Genomic DNA, 22,783 nt, shown 5'->3' on the forward strand with positions numbered 1-22,783 from the left:
TCCCCTTTGATAACATCGACTGGGCCTCCGACAGGCACGCCTCCAGCTGGGAATCAGTCACCGTTCCCCTTTGATAACATCTTATCGCTCCCCTCGGGGCGATGAGATGGCTGGGAATCAGTCACCGTTCCCCTTTGATAACATCGACCGGGCGGGCGTGTGGCAGGTGTTCGGCTGGGAATCAGTCACCGTTCCCCTTTGATAACATCGAGGCGTAATCACGGACGTCGCGGATGCGCTGGGAATCAGTCACCGTTCCCCTTTGATAACATCCGGTCCTTCATCTCGTCGGCTTGCGCCTGCTGGGAATCAGTCACCGTTCCCCTTTGATAACATCGTCTCCCACTGCCACCCCTTCACCTTCGGCTGGGAATCGGTCACCGTTCCCCTTTGATAACATCCGCCCCGGTTACCTTGTCGAGCGTCTGCGCTGGGAATCAGTCACCGTTCCCCTTTGATAACATCGGCGTCTATGGGTCGTACACGTACCAGTGCTGGGAATCAGTCACCGTTCCCCTTTGATAACATCGGCGTCTATGGGTCGTACACGTACCAGTGCTGGGAATCAGTCACCGTTCCCCTTTGATAACATCTGGATCGTGGTCGAAGTCGAAGTCCGACGGCTGGGAATCAGTCACCGTTCCCCTTTGATAACATCGACATGACCGGGTGGAAAGCGATGATCCGCTGGGAATCAGTCACCGTTCCCCTTTGATAACATCGTTACCGTTCGTGAGTCGGGTCCGTCACGCTGGGAATCAGTCACCGTTCCCCTTTGATAACATCAGCAAGGTCGTCGGAGTGCGCCCCGCTGGCTGGGAATCAGTCACCGTTCCCCTTTGATAACATCCGTCGGGTCTGATAGGCGTTGGGCCGTCGCTGGGAATCAGTCACCGTTCCCCTTTGATAACATCTGCTTGGACGAGGCGATTCGCACTTCAGGCTGGGAATCAGTCACCGTTCCCCTTTGATAACATCGACTGGGCCTCCGACAGGCACGCTTCGAGCTGGGAATCAGTCACCGTTCCCCTTTGATAACATCGCGGCCGCGAGCGCGTCGGACACCTGCTGCTGGGAATCAGTCACCGTTCCCCTTTGATAACATCAGGGCGCCGATGAGGAGGCCAACTGGGCGCTGGGAATCAGTCACCGTTCCCCTTTGATAACATCCACTTCGACAGGGCTAGCCGCTTCCTCGGCTGGGAATCAGTCACCGTTCCCCTTTGATAACATGAGGGGGCGGTTTTCCTTGGAATTGCAACGATTGCAGGCGATCGGACGTCAGAAGATCGTGAGCTGCTCAGGTCTCGGATCCGTCTTCTGAGGGCTTGCGTTGTCGAATCTGAGACCGGTCGCCCATTGACGATCGGAAACAGCGATGACGCGGACTTGCCCGCCGGGCGGAAGGTGCTGCTTGATAGCGCCGATGGTGGCTGCATCCTGGCCGCCGGTCGGCCAGTACTTGACATAGACCGAGAACTGGACCATCGAGAAGCCCCAGTCCAGCAGATTGTGGCGAAAACGATTCGCCTCACGTCGCTGCGCTTTCGTCTCCACTGGGAGGTCGAACATCACGAGACACCACATCGGATCGTTGGGCATGAAAGTCACTCAGAGCGAATGGGGCCGGACCACACCGGGGGAACGAGACGTTGAAGATCTCCTTCGACATAGCGACCGAACTGCTGGGCGAATGCCTCGAGTGCTGCCGGGATTCGGACTCCGCTCTCATCGAACGGTTGCGTTGCCGCAGCGACGAGCCTCCTCTTCACCTCGGAATCGGATGGTGAGGCATCTGGGGAGAGCTCCAAGACCGCATCGTCGATGCATGGCCGAAATGGTTCTATGAGGTCATCGGCGAGTGCGAACATGTTGCTCCTGCCGTGGTGGAACAAGCCAAGCGGCCCGGACAAGCCAGCTCCGAGGAGTCCCCTGATGACGAATCCGCGCAGGACCGTATAACCATAGTCAAGGCAAGGATTCTGGCCGAGTAACTCACCAGAGGACGGAGATCGGCCGCTTCTCCCATTGAAGTACCGGCTCCAATACAGTCGAGCCGCTTGAGCCTCGACGTTGGTGGGATCTCCGGAACGGACCTGATCGGCAAGCGCGTGGAGCTCGCCTGCCCCAGGGATACCGTGAGACTTGAGGACAGCGGATTGGCCGAGGACCTTAGCTCGGACGATTCGCCCCCAAGCGTTCTTCCTTCTGGGTGCGCTGAGTTCGGCCTGAGCGCGGTGCCGTGCTCCAACGCGACCGTGGTCCGACCAAGAGTAAGCCGCCCCTTCTGGTACGCCCCTCCAATCGCAGAAGAGCACTGCGATGTCAGCGCTGCATAATCGGTGGAGAACGGCGGTACTCAGTGATACATGAGTGCCGATGAGGACAACCGCGATGTCGGCGGTCGGAACATCAGTCGGGCAGCCCTCTTGCGGCGTCACAGTGATCCCCCCTCGAATGGAAGACAGGGATCCTTCAAACGAGGAGAAGTCTAAAATCCGCCACTGCGACGCCATCGTGTGCCTATTTCAGATCGATGGAAATCGGAAGTCCGCTTGTTGGTTCAGTTCTTGGGACGCCTAGGGCATTCCGTCGGATGACCCTCGTTGACCCCGCCTTTCCGAGCTTGTTGATCGCAGGCCACCAACCGCGTCCCGAGATCACGACCTGCTGGTCTGATGTTAGTGATTCTGGTGCTCCCTCCGCTGCCAGTAGTAATGGTTTCAGCCGGAGTGTCTTAGGCTGGGGGAATCCTGAGACCCTCCAGCTTGTTACGGTAGGAAAGCCCTGAGCTATTGATTCAGCCTGTCCACTTGCTACCTTTCCCATTTCAATTTCGAGCTCATCACCTTCAACCAGCCAGCCGATTTGAGTCGCTGTTCCATTTCGGAGTGCCTGGCGGATCTTTTTCTCCGCGGTCCGCAGCGAGATCGAGGACTGAGGTATTTCGCAGGAGAAGAGGTCTTCATTCCTGTGGCGAACGAGATCCACCTGATAGACGCGGACCATCGCGTAGACCGGACTCTTGCCGTCGATCCTGTAGATGCGAGCATGATGAATCGATGCTCCGAGCTCTGCATATCCGCCACGAACAGCGATGCAGGCAGAGCCCGTATTGAAGAAGGAAATCAGCTCTTCTCCGCGAATGTGATGCCCATTGACAACGATCGACCGATGGGGATCAGATGGCAAGCCGTCCTTCTCGTCGTAACCGGGGCATCGGGTCAGGGCTGTCCAAAGAGCCGGGGTGGATGCGCGGTCGATCAGCTCCACAGACAGGGCGCTGCTGAGCGGCACCTTGATGAGTTTCTGGATCTTCGCCTCGTGCATGGCGCCGCTGCCTTGACGAAGACGGGTGTTCTCAACGATCGGAATCGCATTGTTTGTGAGCGCCAGGTTGAACAGGTCCGATGCGGTACGCATGGCGTCGTTCCAACGCTCCCACTGCTTGCGAGCTTCATCGGTCACGCCGGTGAAGGTCTTCCATGTTTCCGTTTCTCCCGTGATTTGCTGGGAATTTCGGAGGTTCTGGCGAACAGCTAGTGTCATCGCAACCGAACGATTCATCATTGCGATGGTCAGAGCATCCATGGCGTGATGACGACGATCGAATCGGGTTTTGCCTCCGCCTCCGATGAGGTTGAGCCGTCCTTCGAACCCGCTCGCCTTACGCGCTTCTGCTGTCAGGGCGCCGCGGTAGACATTGACGTCGACAGTCCGACCCCCACGGTTGAAATGCTGGTCGATGCGCATGCGGAGTTCGCTCGCCATCCAGGCGACCGATTCCATCGAGCGTCCGTCGAACTCCTCATCGAGGGACTTCGATTTGAGGCGACTGATGACGTCCTTTTGGAATCGTTTGAAGTCTTTGGGGGAGACTCCCTCGTCACGGAGGAAGTGCCGGACTCGACGGGATGCATCTGCAAGAGTCGCACCCCTCGATGTGTTCGACTCAGCCCACACGGCGAATGGCAAATTCCCTTTGGCATGATTGCACGGTCTACAGACTGCAGCGAGATTATTGCGCGTATTCGTCGAACCTGCCGCCCCCGATCGCGGCACGATATGGTCCATCTCGGCAGTCGTGAAATCGATCGGGGTGCCGCAGTACAGACATTCGCCGTTCTGGCGCTGGAGCGCCTGGTACCGAATGAGATCGCTACGCCGCGGGCGGCCCGAGAGTCCCAGACGATCATGCATCTCGGAAAACATCTTCTGATTGCGCTTGAATCGCGCCTCGTTATCACGCATCGCTTCGCGAACTGCGCGCTCGCTCCCAAGCGCATCCCGAATGTGCTCGATATTGATCGACTCAGGCGTACCCCATCGGCGCTCGGCGGCTCCCAACCAGCGTGCAAGTTGCTTTGTCACGCGGTCCACTGCGGGATTACCGACAGGCATTCCGATTGGATCGGCGGGCGGCTGCCAGGAGTCATCGACGCCGAAGACCGCCTTGCGCGCTTCGTGGAGATCCATCCCGGTTGTGAGCATGCATTCGGTGAGACGCTGGAGGGAATCGAGAGAATAAGCTGCACGGCCCGAGGGAAGCGCAAGCTTGTCGAGCAATTCCTGATCGCCCTCTGATGCCTGTTCCAGGACCTCGGCGATTTCGTCATCGACGTCGGGGATGTCCTCGGATCCGCCGCTGTTGGACAGGGCGTCGATCATCTTTCCCCGTTCCTCTGCCGAGGCCGAGATCCACCAGTCGATGAGCCAGGGGATCGCTGATCCGATGATCGCTCGATGAGTTGCATCAAGAGGAGGCGCGGACAACGCGGGTGTGCTATCAGGGCCCGGCTTCGCCGTACCGCGCAGCTCAGAGCGTTCGATTCCGAGATTGTCGGCGAGCTCCGCCCATGACGGAGCATCGCCCTCTCCTGCAATGAGGAGGAAATCGACCAAGCCTTGGAGCTCATCAGTCGAGAGGCGGCGCTCGGCCTTCCCCTCTCGGATGCGAAGGTTAGTGAGAACCGCAACGATGCGGAAGAGCTGGAAAGCGGGATGTGCCTTCTCTGCACGAACATGCTGCGTTTGACCCGGAAGCGCGTCCTTCCCCCGAAGGCCTTGTGCGCTCCCGCGTGGCGACTTCGCCTGGAAGACGCAGCGAATCAGGTGATCGCGCTCATCGTCTTCGATTCGCTGGGTTGAAGCGATAAGGCGGATTTCCTGTGCGTTGTCGGACTGGAAGAGCTTGCCTTGAAGAATGCCCTCGGGGCCTCGGATCTTCGCCGTCGGGAAACTGGTGAAGAGGACGGACAGGACCTCGCCGGGCGTTGCTTCGGGATCTACAAGAATGTCGAGCTTGTCGCTGACCCTTTCGCCGAGACCTCGAAGGAATTGAGATGGCTCGGCGGGGATGAGGAGCGACTCGACCTTGGAGTAGGGATTCCGCCATCCGCGGTGCCGAGCGATATGTCGCAGCGCAATTGAAACCGAACGCCGACGCTCATCCTCGTCGAGGATGAACTCATTCGTGAGCCGGGCCCGGATGTGCCAGGGGGCGCGCGGATCGTCGAGGGTCTCCAGATCAACGATCGGGTAGCCGAGGCGCTTGAGCTCTTCGTCGAGCTGTGCGAGGCGGGTTCGACGCGATCTGTACAAGCGCCGTGTTCTCCGCGCGACACCGGATGTCGCTCTCCGCGTCTTGGCATATTTCGCCTGATCCGGGTCGATGCCGGAGTCGTGCATGAAGACCATGGAATTGAGCAAAGCGACAGGGGCGTCATGCTCGTTGACTTGAACCGCGCAGAAGCCCGTCGAGTGAGTGCCGACGTCGATGCCGATTCGATAGCGAAGCGAAGTTGCCGTATCTGCGTTGATCTGCATGGAGTAATCATGACTCGCCGCGGGGGCGTTTGGTGCAAAAACCGGGCCGCTCTTGCGAGCGACCCGGCGGAGCATTCAGTTCCGCTAACTGGTCGGAACTTACTGAGAATCAGTCGTCGGCAATGATAGCGCATGCTGATGGCGGCTGTGAAGTCCTTCTGCAATGATTCCCGGGGTCTTGTACCCGGAGGCGCGTGAGATGGCAGACGCTTGTCCATGAGCTCTGCTTCAATCCGTGCTTCCCTTAACCCATGCCCGAACGTCGTCCGCTGAGCGATCTCAGACTCCTCCCGCTGCGCCTCGTCCAGTTCGTGTGGCTCGAAGTGCAGTGCTGCCTGTTCCCGGCGGCCGTCTTCCTCGGCCTCGCCGCCACCTCCTTCGTGTGGGCCCGCTTCGACATGCCGATCGCCCGCTACGACGCGCTCCTCATCTACGTCGTGATCGTGCAGATCGCCTTCGTCGCCTTCAAACTCGAGACCTGGAGGGAACTCGGCGTCATCTGCGTCTTCCACGTCCTCGGCCTCGCCCTCGAGATCTTCAAGGTGAGCCAGGGCTCCTGGGCCTACCTTGACGCCGGGGTCGTGCGCCTCGGGGGAGTGCCGGTCTTCTCGGGCTTCATGTACGCCTCGGTCGGCTCCTACATCTGCCAGGCCTTCCGGCGCTTCGACCTGCACGTCGACCGTTTCCGCTGGTGGCCGGTGAGCGCCCTCGCCCTCGCGGTCTACGCGAACTTCTTCACCCACCACTACATCGTCGATCTGCGCTGGCCGATCGCGGTGGCGCTCCTCATCGCCCTGCACGGCTCGAAGGTCCGATTCACGGTCGGGGGAGACCGCTACCGGATGCCGACGGCGCTCGCCTTCATCCTCATCGGCTTCTTCCTGTGGGTGGCCGAGAATGCGGCGACATTCCTCAACGCCTGGCGCTACCCGGATCAGGAGGCCGGCTGGCAGATGGTCCACGTCGGCAAGTTCGGCTCGTGGGCACTCCTCGTCACCTTGAGTTTCGTCCTCGTCGCAGCGGTCAAGGCGAAGGAGGGCGTGCTCTACGGGGACGGTCCGGCGCGGGTGACGAGGGCGTGACCCGGCGCTCGTGATGAGGGGCATCGGGACCCTCATCCCTGCCCGTCTCGCACTCCCGACGGGCTCTTCCCGTCCGCGCCCAAAAGAGGGCGGTGAACGGAAGCGGATCCCGGGGCGCGACTCGGACACGGTCGCACCCCGGGATCCGCCTCGATGGGGCCGAGGGCCTCAGTGCTTGTGCATGTGACCCGACTGGCCGTCATCCATCTTGTCGTGGTCGGTCATCTTGTCCTTGTCGGACATGGCGCCCTGGTCGCTCATCTTGTCCTTGTCGGTCATAGCGCCCTGGTCGGACATGGCGTTCTCATCGCCCATCTTGTCCGTCATGGACGTGCCGCCACTGCCCATCTTGTCGGGGGTCGCGGTGGAGCTGCAGGCGGCGATGCCCACGGCGGCAGTGGCGACGAGGGCGGAGGCGGCGAGGATCTTGCGGAGGTTCATGCATGTCCCAATCTGTTTCCGGGGCGCCCCTGTGGCACCCGCTCATTGGGTGGTTCGGAGTGGCAAGACTTCCGGATTGGTGACATGGATCACTGCTCGAATCCTGGAGGGAATCGATCCGAAGCGCCCTCGGCTGCGAACGAGAGATGACAGTCCAAGGAGGAAATACATGGTCAACCTCGTTCTCATCGGCCTCATCGGAGGCTTCGTCACGGGCATCTCCCCGTGCATCCTGCCCGTGCTCCCCGTGATCTTCCTGTCGGGCGGCGCCCAGGGCGCGCGCTCCCGGGAGTCCGAATCCTCGATCGCGCGGATCCCCGGCGTGATGACGGCCGGCTCCCTCGGCTCGCTGGGGAGCGCCCCGGCGCAATCGACGACGAGCCTGTCACTCGCCCGCTCGAGCAAATGGCGCCCCTACCTCGTCGTGGGAGGCCTCGTCCTCAGCTTCACCTTCTTCACCCTGCTGGGCTCCACGATCCTCACTCTCCTCGGGCTCCCTCAGGACTTCATCCGCATCGCCGGAATCGTCGCCCTCGTCCTCATCGGCATCGCGATGATGATCCCCCGCCTCATGGAGATCCTCGAGAAGCCCTTCACCCGCTTCGGACGCTCTCAGGGCAAGCGCCCCGACAACGGATTCCTGCTCGGCATCGTCCTCGGCGCCGCGTACGTTCCCTGCGCCGGGCCGGTCCTCGCGGCCGTCTCCGTCGCGGGGACCACGGGCCGCATCGGCCCCGAGACCGTCGCCCTGGCCCTCTCCTTCGCGATCGGTACGGGCATCCCCCTTCTCGCCTTCGCCCTCGCGGGCAGGGGCCTCACCGAGAGGATCGCGGCCTTCCGCAGCCGCCAGAAACTGATCCGCATCATCGCGGGTGCCGCGATGATCCTCCTCGCCATCGGTCTCGCCACCGACCTGCCCGCGAAGATTCAGCGCGCCTTGCCTGATTGGACCTCATCCCTGCAGGCTGGCACCGACAAGTACCTGCGCGATTCCACCCCCAAGGGCTCCTCGTCCACTACCTGCCTCGACGGGGCGGACGAACTCGCGAACTGCGGTCCGCTGCCGAAGATCGAGGGCGCCGTCGCATGGTTCAACGCCCCCGGCGACCAGCCCCTCACCGAGACCGAGCGGAAGGGCAAGGTCACCCTCGTCGACTTCTGGGCCTACTCGTGCATCAACTGTCAACGCTCCATCCCCGGAGTCGAAAAGCTCTACGAAACCTACAAGGACGCCGGCCTGCAGGTCATCGGCGTGCACTCTCCCGAGTACGCCTTCGAGAAGGAGGTCGACAATGTGAAGAAGGGAGCCGAATCCCTGGGGATCACCTACCCCGTCGCCGTCGAATCGGACCTCGTCACCTGGACGAACTTCGACAACCACTACTGGCCCGCCCACTACCTCGCCGACGCGAAGGGCGAGCTGCGCGCCCTCAAGTAAGGCGAGGGCGGCGAGGCGACGACCGAGAAACTGGTGCGCAGACTCCTCACTGAAGCGAACCCCGACCTCGTCCTTCCCGCACCGGTCTTCGCATCCGACGAGCCGACTGCGACCGGGGAACGGAGCCCCGAGACCTACCTCGGCGCCGCGCGCGCCAGCCGTTTCGTCGCCGGTGGGCTGATCCGAGCCGGGCATCGAGATCCTCATCACCGAGGAGCCCGATGCCCGGCTCGGATCAGCCCACCGGCGGTCCGCTCGTCGTGCTGCGCATCGGCGAGGGCGCGAAGGCCGTCTGAGGGCGGGGCGGGATGCCGGCGGCTCGACGCTGTCGCCTTCGTGGCCGCGCTCATGATCGTCACCGCCTCGGGACGACGACTCCTCGACGAGGCTGAAGAGGCGGATCGCGGATATCGAGAGCTCATCAGTCGGGGGCTTCCTCCGGTCGATGGCGACGAAGTCGCGATGCTGTGGAGCGGCGGGGCCGATGGCGCCTGCGCCCGTTATCGGCGGCGCAGCGGGGCGAGTGGGGACGATGCGCGCACCATGATCCGTTTGGCGGCGAAGATGGCGGCTGCTGAAGGGCGACTCCCTCAGTGATTTCGGGCGCTCTCGCGTGATGCGATTGATTGCGCCGAGAGTCGGGTGCCGGGGGCGAGGCCGATGAGAGGGGCCTTGTGCCGCCATAAAAAATAGATATCATATTGATATGGCTTCGCCCTCGAAGCCGCGTGAAGGCGCGGCGGGCGGAGATGGCAGAGGAGAAAGCGATGACTGCGCCCACAACCCCCACTTCCCGCTCCGAGTTCGCAGACGATCCGACGCGAAGCGCCGCCCGCGTTGAAATCGCGGAGAGGCCCGCGAGTTCCCTCGGGGCCGCCGCCGCGTTCCCGGCCTTCCTCATCCTTGTGGCCGGGTTCGTCTTCTTCATCTACTTCTTCATCACGGGCGCGATCATGGCCGACGCCAATGAGGACGGCGGGATCCTCCGGATCGTCGTGGCCTCGATCCTGTTCCTCCTCGTCCTCATCCTGTTCACCTCGCTCACGGTCGTCTCGCCGGGCCAGACCTCGGTCCGCCAGTTCTTCGGCCAGTACATCGGAACAGTGCGACGCACCGGCCTCGTCCTCGTCCCCCCGCTGACGAACGGGAAGAAGGTCTCCGTCAAGGTCCACAACTTCGAGACGAACGAACTCAAAGTCAACGACTCCGACGGCAACCCCGTGAACATCGCCGCGATCGTCGTCTGGCAGGTCGCCGACACCGCGCGCGCCGTCTTCGCCGTCGAGGAGTACGAGGAGTTCATCAAGGCCCAGGCCGAATCCGCCCTCCGCCACGTCGCGACGACCCACCCGTACGACGAGCCCGGCCCCGGCGAGACCTCCCTGCGCGGCGGCACCGACCTCGTCTCGGCCGAACTCGCCGCCGAGGTCGCGAACCGCGTCGCCCTCGCCGGCCTCGAGATCGTCGAGGTCCGCATCTCCTCCCTCGCCTACGCCCCCGAGATCGCCCAGGCGATGCTCCAGCGCCAGCAGGCCGGCGCGGTCATCGCCGCGCGCGAGCAGATCGTCGAGGGCGCCGTCACCATGGTCGACCAGGCCCTCCAGCGCCTCGAGCAGAACGACATCGTCGCCCTCGACGACGAGCGCAAGGCCCAGATGGTGTCGAACCTCCTCGTCGTCCTCTGCTCCGACACGCGCACGCAGCCGATCGTTAACGCCGGTTCGCTCTACTGATCCGATCCGACCGTGGCTGAGAAGCGCGAGCGCAAGCAGCTCCTGCTCAGGCTCGACCCGGCCGTCCACGAGGCCCTCGCCAAGTGGGCGGCCGACGACCTGCGCTCCGTCAACGCGCAGATCGAGGTCGTCCTGCGGCGCGCCCTCAAGGACGCCGGCCGGGATCCCAAGGCCGCTCCGATGCGCGGGCTCGGCCGTCCTCGCAAGTCGATCGACGAGGGCGGGGCTCCCGAGTCCGACGAGTGACGCCGATTCGGCCTTCTGCGCTCTCATTCCGCGCGTGCCTGCCCTCAGTGGAGGGGATAGCGACACGTGGAGGGGGTGTAGGTCCTCCACTTGTCGCCAACCCCTCCAACACGTCGATCGGCGTCGAACTCGACGGGGGGGTGTAGGTCCTCCACTTGTCGTGAACCCCTCCATCCGACCAGGGGACTGACAGGACGCCTCGATTAATGTATGGAAAATTCCATATATCAGGTATGGAAAATTCCGTAGTTGTCGGTAGGCTTCACTCATGAAGCCGTACATTCCACGCCTCGTCGATGCGGAACTCGAGCGAGGGCTGCGCACGTCGGGCGCAGTTGAAGTATGCGGACCTCGGGCCTGCGGGAAGACGGAGACCGCGCGGCAGGCGGTGAATGCGGCGGGCGGTTCGCAAATCAGGCTGGATGTCGCCGGCGCGAGGATGGACTTGCTGCGTTCTGCGCCCGAGCAGATTCTCGTCGGGGACGTTCCGCGGCTCATTGATGAGTGGCAGTCGATTCCGGAAGTCTGGAACTTGGTGCGTCATGAGATCGACGACCGGGGTGAGAAGGGGCAGTTCATCCTCACCGGATCATCGACTCCGGAGGAGGAGTCTCAACGTCACTCGGGGGCGGGCCGGATCAGGCGACTCACGATGAGGACGATGTCCCTCCTTGAGCGAGGGCTCGTTCAGGCGAATGTCTCCCTCGAAGCCCTCTTCGATGGGACGGCGGTCGCCGAAGGCGGGGTCGAAGCGAGTGTCTCCGACTACATCGAATGGATGGCGTCAGGTGGATGGCCGGGATTCGTAGGTCTCGACGCTGCGGATGCAGCAGACGAGGTTTCCGCGTACCTCGAGCAAATCGAGGAGCACGACTTCCCCATCGTCGGAGGGATGCGGCGCGATCCCAGAAGATTCCGGGCCTTCCTCGCGGCATACGCGGGTCTGGTCGCCCAACCCGCATCTCTCGCCGCGGTCCGCCGGAGGATCGGTGAGATCTCGTCTTCAGAGCCCTCTGAGCAACTCATTCCGCTTCTCCATGACTTCGCCTGCCGTTTGTTCCTCGTTGAAGATCAGCCCGCATGGTCCCCTCGACTGCGTTCGAAGGCGAGCCTCGTTCAAACGCCGAAGCGTCACCTCGCCGATGTCTCGCTGGCGATGAGCCTCCTCGGCGGTGCTCCGGAGCGGTTCGAATCGGACCCGGAGACTCTCGGCATCTTGTTCGAGTCGCTCGTTGTTCACGAGCTCCGGATCTACGCGCAGGCAATTCGTGCGCGCGGCGTATTTCATTTGAGAGACGGAAAGGGCCGCATGGAGATCGACGCGATCGTCGAGGCTCGTTCCGGAGACTGGATCGGTATTGAGGCGAAGCTCTCGCACCTTTCTGTCGATGAAGCCGCCGCGAATCTCCTTCGGGTGAGTTCCCAAGTCGAGCGTTCTCCCAGTGCGCTCGTCGTCGTTATTCCCTCCGGGCCCGTCGTCCACCGGTCCGACGGCGTCTGGGTCGTCCCGCTCGCGGGATTGCGCCCCTGACCGACGTGAAGTGGAGGGGTTAGCGACACGTGGAGGGGGTGTGGGTCCTCCACTTGTCGTGAACCCCTCCACTTGTGGGAGAGCGTACAGGTGGAGAGCTCGGGGAGTGGTGGGGCGGATGAAGGGGCCATGAGGCCCCCGCTCGACCCCGACGTGCGGTTGATGGAGGGGTTAGCGACACGTGGAGGGGGTGTAGGTCCTCCACTTGTCGTGAACCCCTCCACTCGGCCAGGGGCCCCGCCCGGCACGACGCCCGCGGCCCATCAATGCCCTCCAAGAAGGCCCGGACGCCCCGCCCTCGTCGATCGGAATCCCGGTACGATCGGTGAAGGTGCGGCCAAAGTCGCACGGAATCGAGATCCGGGGAGACTCTCATGCCAGCCGTCATCGTGCTCGGCGCCCAGTGGGGCGACGAGGGTAAGGGCAAGGCGACCGACCAGCTCGGTCAGAACACCGACGTCGTCGTGAAGTTCAACGGCGGCAACAACGCCGGCCACACCGTCGTCATCGACGGCGAGAAGTACGCGCTCCACCTGCTCCCCGCCGGCATCCTGTCCGAGGGCGTCACCCCGATCATCGGGAACGGCGTCGTCGTCGACATCGAGGTCCTCTTCTCCGAGATCGCGGAGATGGAGTCGCGCGGCGTCGACTGCTCGCACCTCAGGATCTCGTCGAACGCGCACATCATCCCGCCGTACAACCGCCTCATGGACCAGGCGAACGAGCGCGCCCGCGGGAAGAACCAAATCGGCACGACCGGGCGCGGCATCGGCCCGACCTACGCCGACAAGATGAACCGCATCGGCATCCGCATCCAGGACCTCTTCGATCCGGAGGGGCTCGCCGCGAAGGTCGACGCGGCCCTCGCCCCGAAGAACGAGATCTTCGCGGCCGTCGGCATGGAGACCCTCGACCCGGCGGTCGTCACCGAAGAACTCCTCTCCTACGCCGATCGGATCCGCCCGATGGTCTGCGACGCGTCCCTCGAGGTGAACGACGCGCTCGATCGCGGCGACACGGTCCTCTTCGAGGGCGGCCAGGCGACGATGCTCGACATCGACCACGGCACCTACCCGTTCGTCACCTCGTCGAACCCGACCGCGGGCGGCGCGCTCACCGGCACGGGCGTCGGCCCGACCCGCATCGACCGCGTCGTCGGCGTCGCGAAGGCGTACACGACCCGCGTCGGCGAGGGTCCGTTCCCGACCGAGCTCGACGACGAGGTCGGCGAGGCCCTCCGCCAGAAGGGCGGCGAATTCGGCGTCACCACGGGTCGCCCGCGCCGCACCGGCTGGTTCGACGCGGTCGTCGTCCGCTACGCGACCCGCATCAACGGGCTCACGGACATCTGCCTGACGAAGCTCGACGTCCTCACCGGCTACGAGACGATCCCCGTCTGCGTCGCCTACGAGGTCGACGGCGTCCGCACCGAGGAGATGCCCCTCGATCAGGCGGGCTTCGCGAAGGCCGTCCCGGTCTACGAGGAGCTCCCCGGCTGGACCGAGGACATCACCGGATGCCGCTCCTTCGACGAACTCCCCGCGAACGCGCAGGCGTACATCGCCCGCCTCGAAGAGGTCTCGCGCTGCCGCATCCAGTCGATCGGCGTCGGCGCCGGCCGCGAGGCGACGATCGTCCGCTACCCGCTGATCTGAGTCCTGTCCGCATCAGTCACTCTTCCCGAACGGAGCCCGCGTGACCCCGCCCGAGCAGAGCGCCGAGGAGGCGCACCAGCCCCCGCCGCGCCGCGAGGACGGGGTCTCATCGTCGATCGACGAGGCCGGGGCCGCGCGCCCCGTCGAGGGGAACGGGGGAGGGGATGGTCCCGCGGAGGAGCCTCCTGCGACTCCGGTGTCGACGGCGCTGCGATTCGTCCGACTCTTCTCCGACCTCGTCAGCCCGGCGAACGTCGTCATGGCGCTCGCGGCTGTCGTCGTCCTCGTGACGGGACTGTTCGGCGGGTGGGCGGCGGCCGGCGACGACCCGGACCTCGTCGCCGAACTCGGCGCCTCCGACGAGGTCTCCGTCGCGCCCTTCGCCCTCACGGTCGACAGGGCGGGCTGGCTGTCGAACGTTGAACCGCTCGCCACCGCGTTCGAGCCGACGACGTACCTCGTCGTCAAGGCGCGCATCGAGGACGAGGCCGACCGGTGGGTGCCGAGGGCGATCCTCGTCGATGCGATGCGGATCCGCGAACTCGGCGAGGACGCGCCCGACCCGGTCGTCTACCGGGCGATCGACGGGACCCCGCTCAAGACCTTCCAGCCGGGCTTGGCCGGCGACTACCTTCTCGTGTGGACGCTCCCGGCCGACGCGCCGCGACCGTCTTCGCTCACCGTCGAGTACTTCTCGCACACGTGGCGCGCCTCGACCCTCGACGGCGGCATGTTCTGGACGGATCCGACGCTCGTCGCGACGCAGGTGCTCGCCGTGCGCGACAAGACGTCGTCCGGCGCCGATGGCGGCCAGTCCGCCGACTCGGGGGAGGGGGCCTGAATGGACGCGCGGATCTCCACCGGCGCCCTCACTGCGGTCGTCGTCATCGCGGGCCTCGCGATCGGCTCCGCCATCAACAAGGCGCTGCCCTCGACCTCGGACGTTCTCACCGAACCCTTCGTCCACGAGGCCGGAGTCGGCGACCTTGTCGACCTGCGCACCGGCGAGGTCGCCGCGACGCGGGTGCGCACCGCCCGCTCGATCGTCGCGGACGGCGGGACGCTCGCGACCGAGGGGACCTGGGTCGTCGTCGACCTCGACTTCACCGCGAGGGCGAAGCCCTGGGCGCCCGGCAACGCGGCGCTCCTGTCGGCGTCGGGGCGCGAGTACTCCGACCCCTACGAGCTGCACAGTTCCTGCGCCACCGGCCAGTCCGGCGTCGCGCAGCGCTGTCAGATCGCCGTCGAAGTCGTGACCGACGACCTGCCCGGACTCCGATTGCGGATCCCGGCCGCCCCGTCGGGCCGCATGGCGGGCGACGACGTCGCCCTCATCGACCTCGAGATCGCCGAGGGCTCCGACCTCGTGAATTCCCCCGAGGAGCTCGTCGAGGTCGCGCGCCTCGCGTACGGGGAGGGGGATCTCGGATGAGCCGCTGGTGGTCGCGGAACACGTGGGCGCTCCTCGCCCTCGTGCCGCTGGTCGTGACGGCGATCGGGGCGTCCTCGTTCCTCCTCGTGTCCGCCTACCTGCCGTGGGAGGACCCGCGCCAGATCCGCTCCGAGGGGACCGCCTCGATCCCGTCCGACGGGCAGGGCATCGTCTACCCGAAAGGCGAAACCCTCACCGCGTCCTTCACTCCCGGCCCCGCGCGCGAGGTCGCGTCGATGACGACGGGCACAGGGCTCGGCGAGACAACGACCGAGCCGGCGCCCGGCGCGCGCCTGTGGCGCATCCCCGTCGACGCGAGGGTCGACGCCGACTACGTCCTGAGCGCCTGCCAGTTCTCGATCCTCGACGCGGACGGCGTCGAGTACGGGGTGGGCCAGGCGAAGATCGTCGACGGGCGAGCAGACTCTGCCTACTTGGCGGGAACGTGCTTCCCCACCGGACTGATGGGGCCGACGACGGACATCGCGACCGATGAGTGGGTGCCCGCCTTCGAGGGATCCGAACGGCCCGAGGAGTACTCGCTCGACCTCGTCGTCGCGCTGCCCGAAGGAGTGACCCCCGCCCGGCTGCGGATCGACATGGGGATCCGCGGGCGCTACTGGACGGTCGGGCTGCCCGGCTGAGGAGCGACCGCGGGCTGCGGCGCTCCGATCGGCGCCTGCTTGGCCGCCGCCTCCGGGGACTCCGTCGCTTGCTGCGTGGCCGCAGCCTCGGGCTCTCGGCGCGAAAGGATGATCCGGTTGACGGTCGCCGCGATGATCGCGACCGCGACGACGATGTAGACGCACTGGGCGACGACGTCGATGAGCGGGGCGACCGACTCCCAGAAGATCGCCGGATGCGGGCCGAGCGCCGTCCGGAAGAGACTCGCGACGCCGACGCGCAGCTGCGAGGCGAAGGCGAGGAGCAGGCAGAGGAACACCATCGGGAGAACGCCCGCGAAGGCGACCCTCCGGATCGCATTGAGCGTGTTCTGCACGGGCGACACGACGGGCTCGGCCACCTGGGCGGCGACGCGGCGCACCGGATTGGGGATCCGCTGGATCCGCTTCGTCATCTGCTCGGAGGTGACGAGGGGCGTCGCCTTCGGGATCGACGACCCGTAGATGGAGGCGCCGACCGCGAGCCAGGCGACCGGGACGATGACGAGGGCGCCCATCGATCCGACGAAGGAGGCGAACTGGTCGACCGCGCTCTGGATCGCGTGCTCGATCGGGCCGAGCACCGCGACGGCGTCGTCGAAGGCGCGCTCGATCCCGACGATCACCGCCCGGCCCATCACCCACGAGCGGATCCGCTCGATCGAGGAGGAGAACCAGGAGGCGAGGGCGACGAGCCACAGCGCCTCGAGGTACCCGGCGAAGCCCGCGACCGACAGGCGGTCCTTCCCGAGGTCGAAGCCGGCGATGGTCTTGCGGGCGACGAGCGCCGCGACGATGAGGACGGTCGCCTGCGCGTCCGTCGCGAAGTAGACGCGACCGAAGTCGGCGGCGAAGCCCTTGTTGTAGAACTCGTCGACCGTCGCGTTGAAGAGGAACGCCTTGAGATCGGCCTTCACCATGCCCTCGGAGGCGTAGACCGCGAGGAAGGGGATGAGCACCTGGACGGTGAGGGCGACGTCGGCGCGCACTCGGGCGCTCCTGTCACCCGCGGGCACCGAATCCGCGAGGCCCGGCAGGTCCGGCGCGAGGATTCGGAGCATGACGATCATCGCGACGAGGCTCGCCAGGGGCGCGAGCGGGAGGAGGAGCATCGCGAGGAAGGCCGAGAGGTTCGACGCGGCGACGGCGAGCCAGAGGAGCGCCCCGTGAAGAGTGGCGCCGAGGAGGAACACCGCGGCGAGCACCGGCCAACGGGCGACGAGGAGTCGAAGCGCATCGGCGACGATGCCGAGCACCGAGCGCGCCGCTTCGGCAAGGGTCCGCATGCTGATCCTCACGTGTGACGAGTTCGAGGCGCCGAGCCGAAAGCGCCTGTCGGCGCGAAGGCCGCTCGTAGCGGCGAAGTGTGGAGCCCGGGGCTTAACGGCTCGGCGCGCGCACCAGCATAGCCGGGCGCGGGCACGGCGCGCCCGGCGGGAGGCGTGGGGATCGACACTCGTCGATGCGCCTCCCGCTCCCCGAGCGGGAAGGACCCCGTGCGGTTCTGGGGCCTCGAATCGCCTCCGACCGGCCGGACACGGGTCCCGATGATGGGCGCCCCGGCCCCATAGTGGGCCGTGGGGCGGCGCGCGGCGACCTCGCCCGCACTCGGATCGTGAGACGATGAACGGCATGAACGACGCCCCCGAGCACCCCGAGCCGCCCCGTCGGCGCTCCCGCGCGCACAGCGCGGAGCCGCCGCTCGTCGGTTCTCGGCGCTCGCGCGCGCACTCGGGCGCCCGTCGCTCGGACTCCGGGCGTTCCGACGACCGGCCCGCCGGGATCCTCGGGCTCGCGACGGACTTCGCGACCGCGACCCTGTCGATCGGGTCGGGCATGCGCGTCTCGGCCTACGCGGTCCTCGTCTTCTCCGCGGCCTCGATCGTCCTGTGGCTCCTCCCCGGCTCCGCCTGGACCTACGGGCCCGTCGTCGGCTTCGCCGGGATCTGCCTCGCCCTCGGATGGAGCGCCCTTACCGGCATCGAGCTGCCCCTCCCGACGATCGTCCTCCTCGCGCTCGCCGGCGCGCTGATCCCCGCCGTCGTCGCCTACACCGGGGACCTCGCCGACGCCGTCCCCCTCATCGGCCTCGCCGTCATCGGCGTCGCCGCCACGACCCTCGCGACTGCGCCCTCCCCGCACGACCGCTCGATCACCCCGCCCGAAGAGGACCCCGCNCGAGCGCCTCGATCGACTCGACGGCGAGGGGCATCGACTCGAGGGCGATGATCTCCTTGCCGCGATAGCGGTGCATGCCGGCGCGGCCGGCGTGGTCGACGACGACCTCGATGCGGGTGCGGCGGGGGAGAAGGGGGCCGGGCTCCTCGCCCGGCGCCGGGGCGGGGCGGGGGAAGGGAGTGGAGCGGTCAGAGCGAGGTGGCGTCCTCGGCGAGTACCTCATCCATCGTCACCAGGCCGGACCGCAGGGCGATGAGCACCAACTGGACGCGATCCCGGGCCGCTGTCTTGGCCAGCAGATGCGACACATGCGTCTTGACGGTGGTCATGGACAACCACAGGCGGTCGCACAATTCCGGATTCGTCAGCCCCAGCGCGATGAGCCGCAGGATCTGGGACTCTCGCTCTGTCAGCTCTGCGATGGGCCGCGCATCGACGAGGCCCGACTGCGCGCCGCCAGCGCCCGGAAGCCCAGCGCCTGAAACTCCACCGCCCGGCACCCCACCGCCTGAAAATTCAGCGCCCGAAACACCATTGCCCGGAATACCAACGGCCATAGTGACACCGGCCGGAATCCCAGCGCCGCCGCCCGCCGCCCCGCCGAAAGCCTGCGTCGGTGCAGATACAGGGCCGGATGCAGTCGCAGGCGCCGAGGCAGAGGCCGCCCCCGTGCGCACCGCTTGCAGCAGCCGTCTGGTGGGGCCGGGAGAGATCACGCAATCGCCCGAATGCACCGACCGGATGGCGCCCAGCAGCTCCTCCGGCGGCATGTTCTTGAGCAGGAACCCCGAAGCGCCAGCCTCGATCGCGCCCATGACGTAGCCGTCCGTGTCGAAAGTCGTCAAGATGACGATCCTGGCCGGAACCCCTGACGAAACCAGGCGGCGCGTCGTCTCGATGCCGTCCATCCCCGGCATCTGCACGTCCAAGAGCAGCACGTCCACCGGATCGGAGGCCATCAGCTCAACGGCCTGCGCGCCGCGCTGCGCCTGCCACGCCACCTCCATGTCCGCTTGGGCGCCGAGCAGCATCGCCAGGCCCGCGGTCATCAGCGGCTCGTCGTCGGTCAGGCCGATGCGGATGATGTCGCTCATCGCCCCTCCCAGACAAAATCGCAGGTGAGGACCACGGACCAGCCGCCTTGGTCGCTGGGGCCAGCGGCCAGTTCTGCGCCGACGGCTTGCGCTCGTTCGCGCATGGCGACGAGGCCGACGCCCCGCCTTCCCGCGTCACCGGTGCTCGTCGCGGGGCGGGGAGCCGCAGCCGCGTCGACCGTTGGGGATGAGGATCCCCGGGTGGGACGGCTCCAGGGCGGTGCATTGTCGATGCGCACGCTCAGCCCCCTCTCCCCGGAGTCCACGCGCACGTCGATCCGGGTGCCGGGGGCGTGGCGGATCGCGTTCGTCAGGGCCTCTTGCACCGTCCAGTACGCGCAGTCGCCCAGCGCCTCGGGAACCCGCGCCGACGCGGTGAAGAACAGATGAAGGTCAGCGCCCGATGCGCGCACGCGCGAGGCCAGTGCGGGGATCGCGTCGAGGCCCGTCGCGACTGACGAGGCGGGGGCGGCGCTGCGGGCATCCGCATCGTCCGGCTCCGGCGGGGTCGCGGCCCCGTGCTCAGACCCGGCCCGCGAGCCGGCAGTATCCGGTGAGCCAGCCCCGTCCCGAGACCCGGCCCCGGCCTCGGCGTCCTCCCCGTCGGCGCGCAGAACATCGACCAGACGGCGGACCTCGTCGATCGCACCGCGGCTGGTCTGCGCGATCACCGACAACGCGGAATCCGCCGCCTTCGGGTCCGCCGCCAGCACGGCACGCGCCCCCTCGGCCTGCATCCCGATGACCGACAAGGAATGCCCGAGCAGATCGTGGACATCGCGGGCGATCCGCGTGCGCTCGCGGGCCACGGCCAGGCGACGCTCCGCCTCCTGCTGGGCGTTCATGATCCGCAGCCGTTCGACCACCTGCTCCCGGCGCTCGCGGCCCCTGCGGCGCACCAGGCCCGTCAACGCCGCGGCGGCGACGAAGGCGGAGGTGACGGACACCAGGGCTGCGGCGCGCACCGGCTCCATCGTCCCGCCCGACGCCTCGCGGCTGATGAGCAGGATGGAGACGGCCGCCCCGACACCGCCGACGCTGACCACCGCCCACGACCACGGGCGGCGCAGACGACTGGTCGCCGTCTCCATCGCCACCAGGCCCGCGCCCACCACCAGCAGGGAGAGAGAATCGAAGGCGAGCACGTGCACGAGGCACGCGACCCCGATGACCGACACCGACGCCAGGGGGAGAGTGCGGCGCGCGAGGGTCGCGAACGCGCACGCGACGATGAGCCCGTCGAACAGGCCGCTCGCCCCCGAGGGGGTGCCGTGGCCGAAGAGGGCATCGGCCCGCCCGCTCGAATCGGGGGCGTTCCACACGCTGACGTACGCGAGCAGCAGGGCGGCCGCGGCGTCCGCCCACGTGGGGCGCACGAGGCCCGAGCAGGCCGCGCGCACACGGGCGAGGGAACGTGCGGCCGCGCCTTCGCGCACCGGCGACGATTCCGACGACGAATCGGACGACACCAACGACGAGGCGCGGGTCGGTGACGACGAGGCGGGGGCCTCGGGACCGGGGGAGGGGGACGTCATGCGTCCACCCTAGCCAGCGGCCCCTCGGCGGTCCTCATCCCACGGCATGACGCGGGCCCGCGAATCCCCGCCGGGAATCGAACCAGGGGCTGATGACCCCGGGCCCCGCACCGGACAGGCTTGAGGGCATGAACAACGTGACTCATGACCTCGCGGTGACCACCCGCGCACTCACCAAGACCTTCGGGCGCGGCGCCCAGGCCCGCACCGTCGTCGATTCCGTCGACCTGGCCGTCCCCCGCGGCACCGTCTACGGATTCCTCGGCCCCAACGGGTCCGGGAAATCCACGACGATGAAGATGCTCCTCGGACTGCTCACCCCCACCAGCGGCGACTTCGAACTGCTCGGCGGCCCCGTCACCCGCGCGACCCGCGCCTCGATCATGGCCCGCACCGGCTCGATGATCGAACAGCCCCCCGGCTACGGGCACCTGACGGGGGCGGAGAACATGCGGATCGTCGGCAAGATGCTCCACCTGACCGCCCAGCAGACCGACCGCGCCCTCGACCTCGTGCGACTGACCGAGCACAAGGACAAGCTGGTGCGCGCCTACTCCCTGGGCATGAAGCAGCGCCTCGGGATCGCCATGGCGCTGGCCCGCCAGCCCGAACTGCTGATCCTTGACGAACCTACCAACGGCCTGGACCCCGCGGGCATCGAGGAGATCCGCACCCTGCTCATCGATCTGGCGAGCCAGGGCGTCACCGTCATGGTGTCGAGCCACCTGCTCGACGAGATCGATAAGATGGCGCAGGTCCTGGGCATCCTGTCCGCCGGCCGCCTGGTCTTCCAGGGCACGCGCGCCCAACTCATGGCCAAGTCCCTGCCCGACCTGCGCGTCGTCACCCCGCGGCCCGGCGACATCACCCCGTCTCTGCTCGCGGGCCTGGTGCCCGGGGACGGCGAGGTCCTGCCCGTCTTCGGCGACGAGGCCGCCGTCCGTATCCCGGGTCTGACCGCCGACGCGGCCGCCGAACTCGTGCGCCGCATGGTCGGCGCCGGCATCCCCGTCCACGAGGCGCGACGCGAGGCCCAGAGCCTCGAAGACGTCTTCATGGACCTGACCGGAGGAGCAGGAGCGCTGTGAACACCCCGAACACACGGAACACCCGGCGCGCCGGACTCGCCGCCGAGCGCAGCACCCGCCGCGCCGCCGCGGACGTGCGCATCCCCACCGCCACCGCCATCAGGCTGGAGATGAGCAAGACCCGGCGCCTGTGGATCTGGCCCATCGCCCTGGTGGTCGTGGGCATCGCACTGGTCCTGTCCGTCCCCTCGACCAAGCGGATCGCCGAGATGGGCCCGGACATGTGGCCGATGCTTCTGCTAACCGTCTCGATGATGGCGGCGCTGATCTCGCCGATCCTCGTGTCCGTCATCGCCAGCCGCCTGACCGACATCGAGCACCTGGGCGGCGGATGGACCATGTCCGCCACGATGGGCATCGCGCCCGGGCGTCTGTGCCGCATCAAGCTGGCCGTGCTCACCGCGGTGCTGGTCCCGGCGGTGGCCCTCGAAGTCGGCCTGCCCGTCCTGGTCGTCTCCCTGGCCAGCGGCAGAGCCGTGGACGACCCGGCCACCTGGGCCCTGTACACCGCGGGCCTGCTGGCCGTGGACGTGGCCGCATGCGGCCTCTACCTGCTGCTGGCCGCCGTCGTGGACAATCAGATCATCTGCGTGGGCCTGGGATTCCTCGGCTCTTTCATCGCGATCTTCAGCCTGCTCATGCCCCCGGCGCTGGCCCGCCTGATCCCCTGGGGCTACTGGGCGTGCATCACCTCCGTCCGCCAGATCGGCGACGTCAAGGCCGGCACCTCCTCGGTGATCTACACCGCCCCCGAATGGCCGTGGGTCATCGGCTTCCTCATCGTGGCGGGCGCGGTCTTCACCTGCGCCACCCGCCGCCTCGACCGAATCGAAAGGTGACAC

Annotated in this window: 18 protein-coding genes, 1 pseudogene and 1 CRISPR repeat array (1 of these 20 cut by a window edge); of the genes and pseudogenes, 12 read left to right on the forward strand and 7 right to left on the reverse strand. The window is 66.6% G+C overall.

What is annotated here, in order from left to right:
- Positions 1–1,234: a CRISPR direct-repeat array (repeat unit 36 nt; unit sequence GCTGGGAATCAGTCACCGTTCCCCTTTGATAACATC) (it extends 2,514 nt beyond the left edge of the window).
- Between the two features lie 47 nt (positions 1,235–1,281).
- The 3 genes from cas2 to cas9 are packed head-to-tail and all read right to left on the reverse strand — an operon-like array spanning position 1,282 to position 5,826.
- The gene (gene cas2, locus DY157_RS10210; RefSeq protein ID WP_115728686.1) at positions 1,282–1,602 is read right to left on the reverse strand and encodes a CRISPR-associated endonuclease Cas2; all 321 of its coding nucleotides are present in this window, start codon (positions 1,600–1,602) and stop codon (positions 1,282–1,284) included.
- Between the two features lie 5 nt (positions 1,603–1,607).
- Positions 1,608–2,516, reverse strand: a complete 909-nt coding sequence (cas1, locus tag DY157_RS10215; protein WP_115728542.1) for a type II CRISPR-associated endonuclease Cas1 — start codon at positions 2,514–2,516, stop codon at positions 1,608–1,610.
- A gap of 7 nt (positions 2,517–2,523) precedes the next feature.
- On the reverse strand, positions 2,524–5,826 hold the full coding sequence (gene cas9 / locus DY157_RS10220) for a type II CRISPR RNA-guided endonuclease Cas9 (RefSeq protein WP_115728543.1): 3,303 nt from the start codon (positions 5,824–5,826) through the stop codon (positions 2,524–2,526).
- A 251-nt stretch (positions 5,827–6,077) separates the two neighbouring features.
- Between cas9 and DY157_RS10225 the strand changes: the two genes are divergently transcribed.
- Positions 6,078–6,908: a DUF817 domain-containing protein gene (locus tag DY157_RS10225; protein WP_115728544.1), complete on the forward strand. Its 831-nt coding sequence runs from the start codon at positions 6,078–6,080 to the stop codon at positions 6,906–6,908.
- Between the two features lie 168 nt (positions 6,909–7,076).
- Here the strand turns inward: DY157_RS10225 and DY157_RS10230 are convergent, their stop codons facing one another.
- Positions 7,077–7,349, reverse strand: a complete 273-nt coding sequence (locus tag DY157_RS10230; RefSeq protein ID WP_115728545.1) for a hypothetical protein — start codon at positions 7,347–7,349, stop codon at positions 7,077–7,079.
- 169 nt (positions 7,350–7,518) lie between these two features.
- Between DY157_RS10230 and DY157_RS10235 the strand changes: the two are divergent.
- The 9 genes and pseudogenes from DY157_RS10235 to DY157_RS10270 form a co-directional block, all read left to right on the forward strand.
- A pseudogene (locus DY157_RS10235) lies at positions 7,519–8,982 on the forward strand (cytochrome c biogenesis protein CcdA); the annotation flags it as partial.
- A 141-nt stretch (positions 8,983–9,123) separates the two neighbouring features.
- Positions 9,124–9,384, forward strand: coding sequence for a hypothetical protein (locus DY157_RS11820; protein ID WP_235827210.1), 261 nt, complete (start codon positions 9,124–9,126; stop codon positions 9,382–9,384).
- Between the two features lie 170 nt (positions 9,385–9,554).
- Positions 9,555–10,520 carry an SPFH domain-containing protein gene (locus DY157_RS10240; protein ID WP_174232159.1) on the forward strand — a complete coding sequence of 322 codons (966 nt, stop codon included), beginning with the start codon at positions 9,555–9,557 and terminating at the stop codon, positions 10,518–10,520.
- Positions 10,521–10,532: 12 nt separating this feature from the next.
- On the forward strand, positions 10,533–10,766 hold the full coding sequence (locus tag DY157_RS10245; protein WP_115728546.1) for a toxin-antitoxin system HicB family antitoxin: 234 nt from the start codon (positions 10,533–10,535) through the stop codon (positions 10,764–10,766).
- Between the two features lie 268 nt (positions 10,767–11,034).
- On the forward strand, positions 11,035–12,297 hold the full coding sequence (locus DY157_RS10250) for an ATP-binding protein (protein WP_115728547.1): 1,263 nt from the start codon (positions 11,035–11,037) through the stop codon (positions 12,295–12,297).
- Between the two features lie 374 nt (positions 12,298–12,671).
- The gene (locus DY157_RS10255; RefSeq protein ID WP_115728548.1) at positions 12,672–13,952 is read left to right on the forward strand and encodes an adenylosuccinate synthase; all 1,281 of its coding nucleotides are present in this window, start codon (positions 12,672–12,674) and stop codon (positions 13,950–13,952) included.
- 40 nt (positions 13,953–13,992) lie between these two features.
- Positions 13,993–14,793, forward strand: a complete 801-nt coding sequence (locus DY157_RS10260) for a hypothetical protein (RefSeq protein WP_115728549.1) — start codon at positions 13,993–13,995, stop codon at positions 14,791–14,793.
- On the forward strand, positions 14,794–15,384 hold the full coding sequence (locus DY157_RS10265; RefSeq protein ID WP_115728550.1) for a hypothetical protein: 591 nt from the start codon (positions 14,794–14,796) through the stop codon (positions 15,382–15,384). It begins immediately after the preceding gene.
- Complete coding sequence (locus DY157_RS10270) at positions 15,381–16,028, forward strand: hypothetical protein (protein WP_115728551.1); 648 nt, start codon at positions 15,381–15,383, stop codon at positions 16,026–16,028. Before DY157_RS10265 ends, DY157_RS10270 begins: the two co-directional genes overlap by 4 nt.
- On the opposite strand, the gene DY157_RS10275 is transcribed toward DY157_RS10270, so the two are convergent.
- The 3 genes from DY157_RS10275 to DY157_RS10300 form a co-directional block, all read right to left on the reverse strand.
- On the reverse strand, positions 16,001–17,332 hold the full coding sequence (locus tag DY157_RS10275) for a hypothetical protein (protein ID WP_115728552.1): 1,332 nt from the start codon (positions 17,330–17,332) through the stop codon (positions 16,001–16,003). The two genes, DY157_RS10270 and DY157_RS10275, sit on opposite strands and share 28 nt — an antisense overlap.
- A 1,080-nt stretch (positions 17,333–18,412) precedes the next feature.
- The gene (locus DY157_RS11825; protein ID WP_235827208.1) at positions 18,413–19,309 is read right to left on the reverse strand and encodes a response regulator; all 897 of its coding nucleotides are present in this window, start codon (positions 19,307–19,309) and stop codon (positions 18,413–18,415) included.
- 5 nt (positions 19,310–19,314) lie between these two features.
- A complete protein-coding gene (locus DY157_RS10300; RefSeq protein ID WP_115728555.1) occupies positions 19,315–20,853 on the reverse strand; it encodes a sensor histidine kinase in 1,539 nt (512 codons plus the stop codon).
- Positions 20,854–20,981: 128 nt separating this feature from the next.
- Here DY157_RS10300 and DY157_RS10305 point away from each other — a divergent pair, with 128 nt between their 5' ends.
- Together DY157_RS10305 and DY157_RS10310 are read left to right on the forward strand one after the other, a co-directional pair.
- Entirely contained in the window at positions 20,982–21,941 is a 960-nt protein-coding gene (locus DY157_RS10305; RefSeq protein WP_235827187.1) for an ABC transporter ATP-binding protein, read from the forward strand.
- Positions 21,938–22,780 (forward strand): ABC transporter permease, encoded by an 843-nt coding sequence (locus DY157_RS10310; RefSeq protein WP_115728557.1) that lies wholly within the window; start codon positions 21,938–21,940, stop codon positions 22,778–22,780. The genes DY157_RS10305 and DY157_RS10310 overlap by 4 nt, the downstream gene beginning before the upstream one ends.
- The last annotated feature ends 3 nt before the right edge of the window (positions 22,781–22,783 follow it).

Source organism: Actinomyces culturomici, assembly GCF_900499005.1.
In the GTDB taxonomy this organism is placed as follows: domain Bacteria; phylum Actinomycetota; class Actinomycetes; order Actinomycetales; family Actinomycetaceae; genus Pauljensenia; species Pauljensenia culturomici.

Bases quoted from the DNA above. Each gene is read 5' to 3' on its own strand.
- DY157_RS10275 (WP_115728552.1), bottom strand. From the start codon at position 17,332: ATGCGGACCCTTGCCGAAGCGGCGCGCTCGGTGCTCGGCATCGTCGCC.
- DY157_RS10255 (WP_115728548.1), top strand. From the start codon at position 12,672: ATGCCAGCCGTCATCGTGCTCGGCGCCCAGTGGGGCGACGAGGGTAAG.
- DY157_RS10225 (WP_115728544.1), top strand. From the start codon at position 6,078: ATGCCCGAACGTCGTCCGCTGAGCGATCTCAGACTCCTCCCGCTGCGC.
- DY157_RS10230 (WP_115728545.1), bottom strand. From the start codon at position 7,349: ATGAACCTCCGCAAGATCCTCGCCGCCTCCGCCCTCGTCGCCACTGCC.
- DY157_RS10300 (WP_115728555.1), bottom strand. From the start codon at position 20,853: ATGACGTCCCCCTCCCCCGGTCCCGAGGCCCCCGCCTCGTCGTCACCG.
- cas1 (WP_115728542.1), bottom strand. From the start codon at position 2,516: ATGGCGTCGCAGTGGCGGATTTTAGACTTCTCCTCGTTTGAAGGATCC.
- DY157_RS10250 (WP_115728547.1), top strand. From the start codon at position 11,035: ATGAAGCCGTACATTCCACGCCTCGTCGATGCGGAACTCGAGCGAGGG.
- DY157_RS10305 (WP_235827187.1), top strand. From the start codon at position 20,982: ATGAACAACGTGACTCATGACCTCGCGGTGACCACCCGCGCACTCACC.
- DY157_RS10240 (WP_174232159.1), top strand. From the start codon at position 9,555: ATGACTGCGCCCACAACCCCCACTTCCCGCTCCGAGTTCGCAGACGAT.
- DY157_RS10265 (WP_115728550.1), top strand. From the start codon at position 14,794: ATGGACGCGCGGATCTCCACCGGCGCCCTCACTGCGGTCGTCGTCATC.
- cas2 (WP_115728686.1), bottom strand. From the start codon at position 1,602: ATGCCCAACGATCCGATGTGGTGTCTCGTGATGTTCGACCTCCCAGTG.
- DY157_RS10270 (WP_115728551.1), top strand. From the start codon at position 15,381: ATGAGCCGCTGGTGGTCGCGGAACACGTGGGCGCTCCTCGCCCTCGTG.
- cas9 (WP_115728543.1), bottom strand. From the start codon at position 5,826: ATGCAGATCAACGCAGATACGGCAACTTCGCTTCGCTATCGAATCGGC.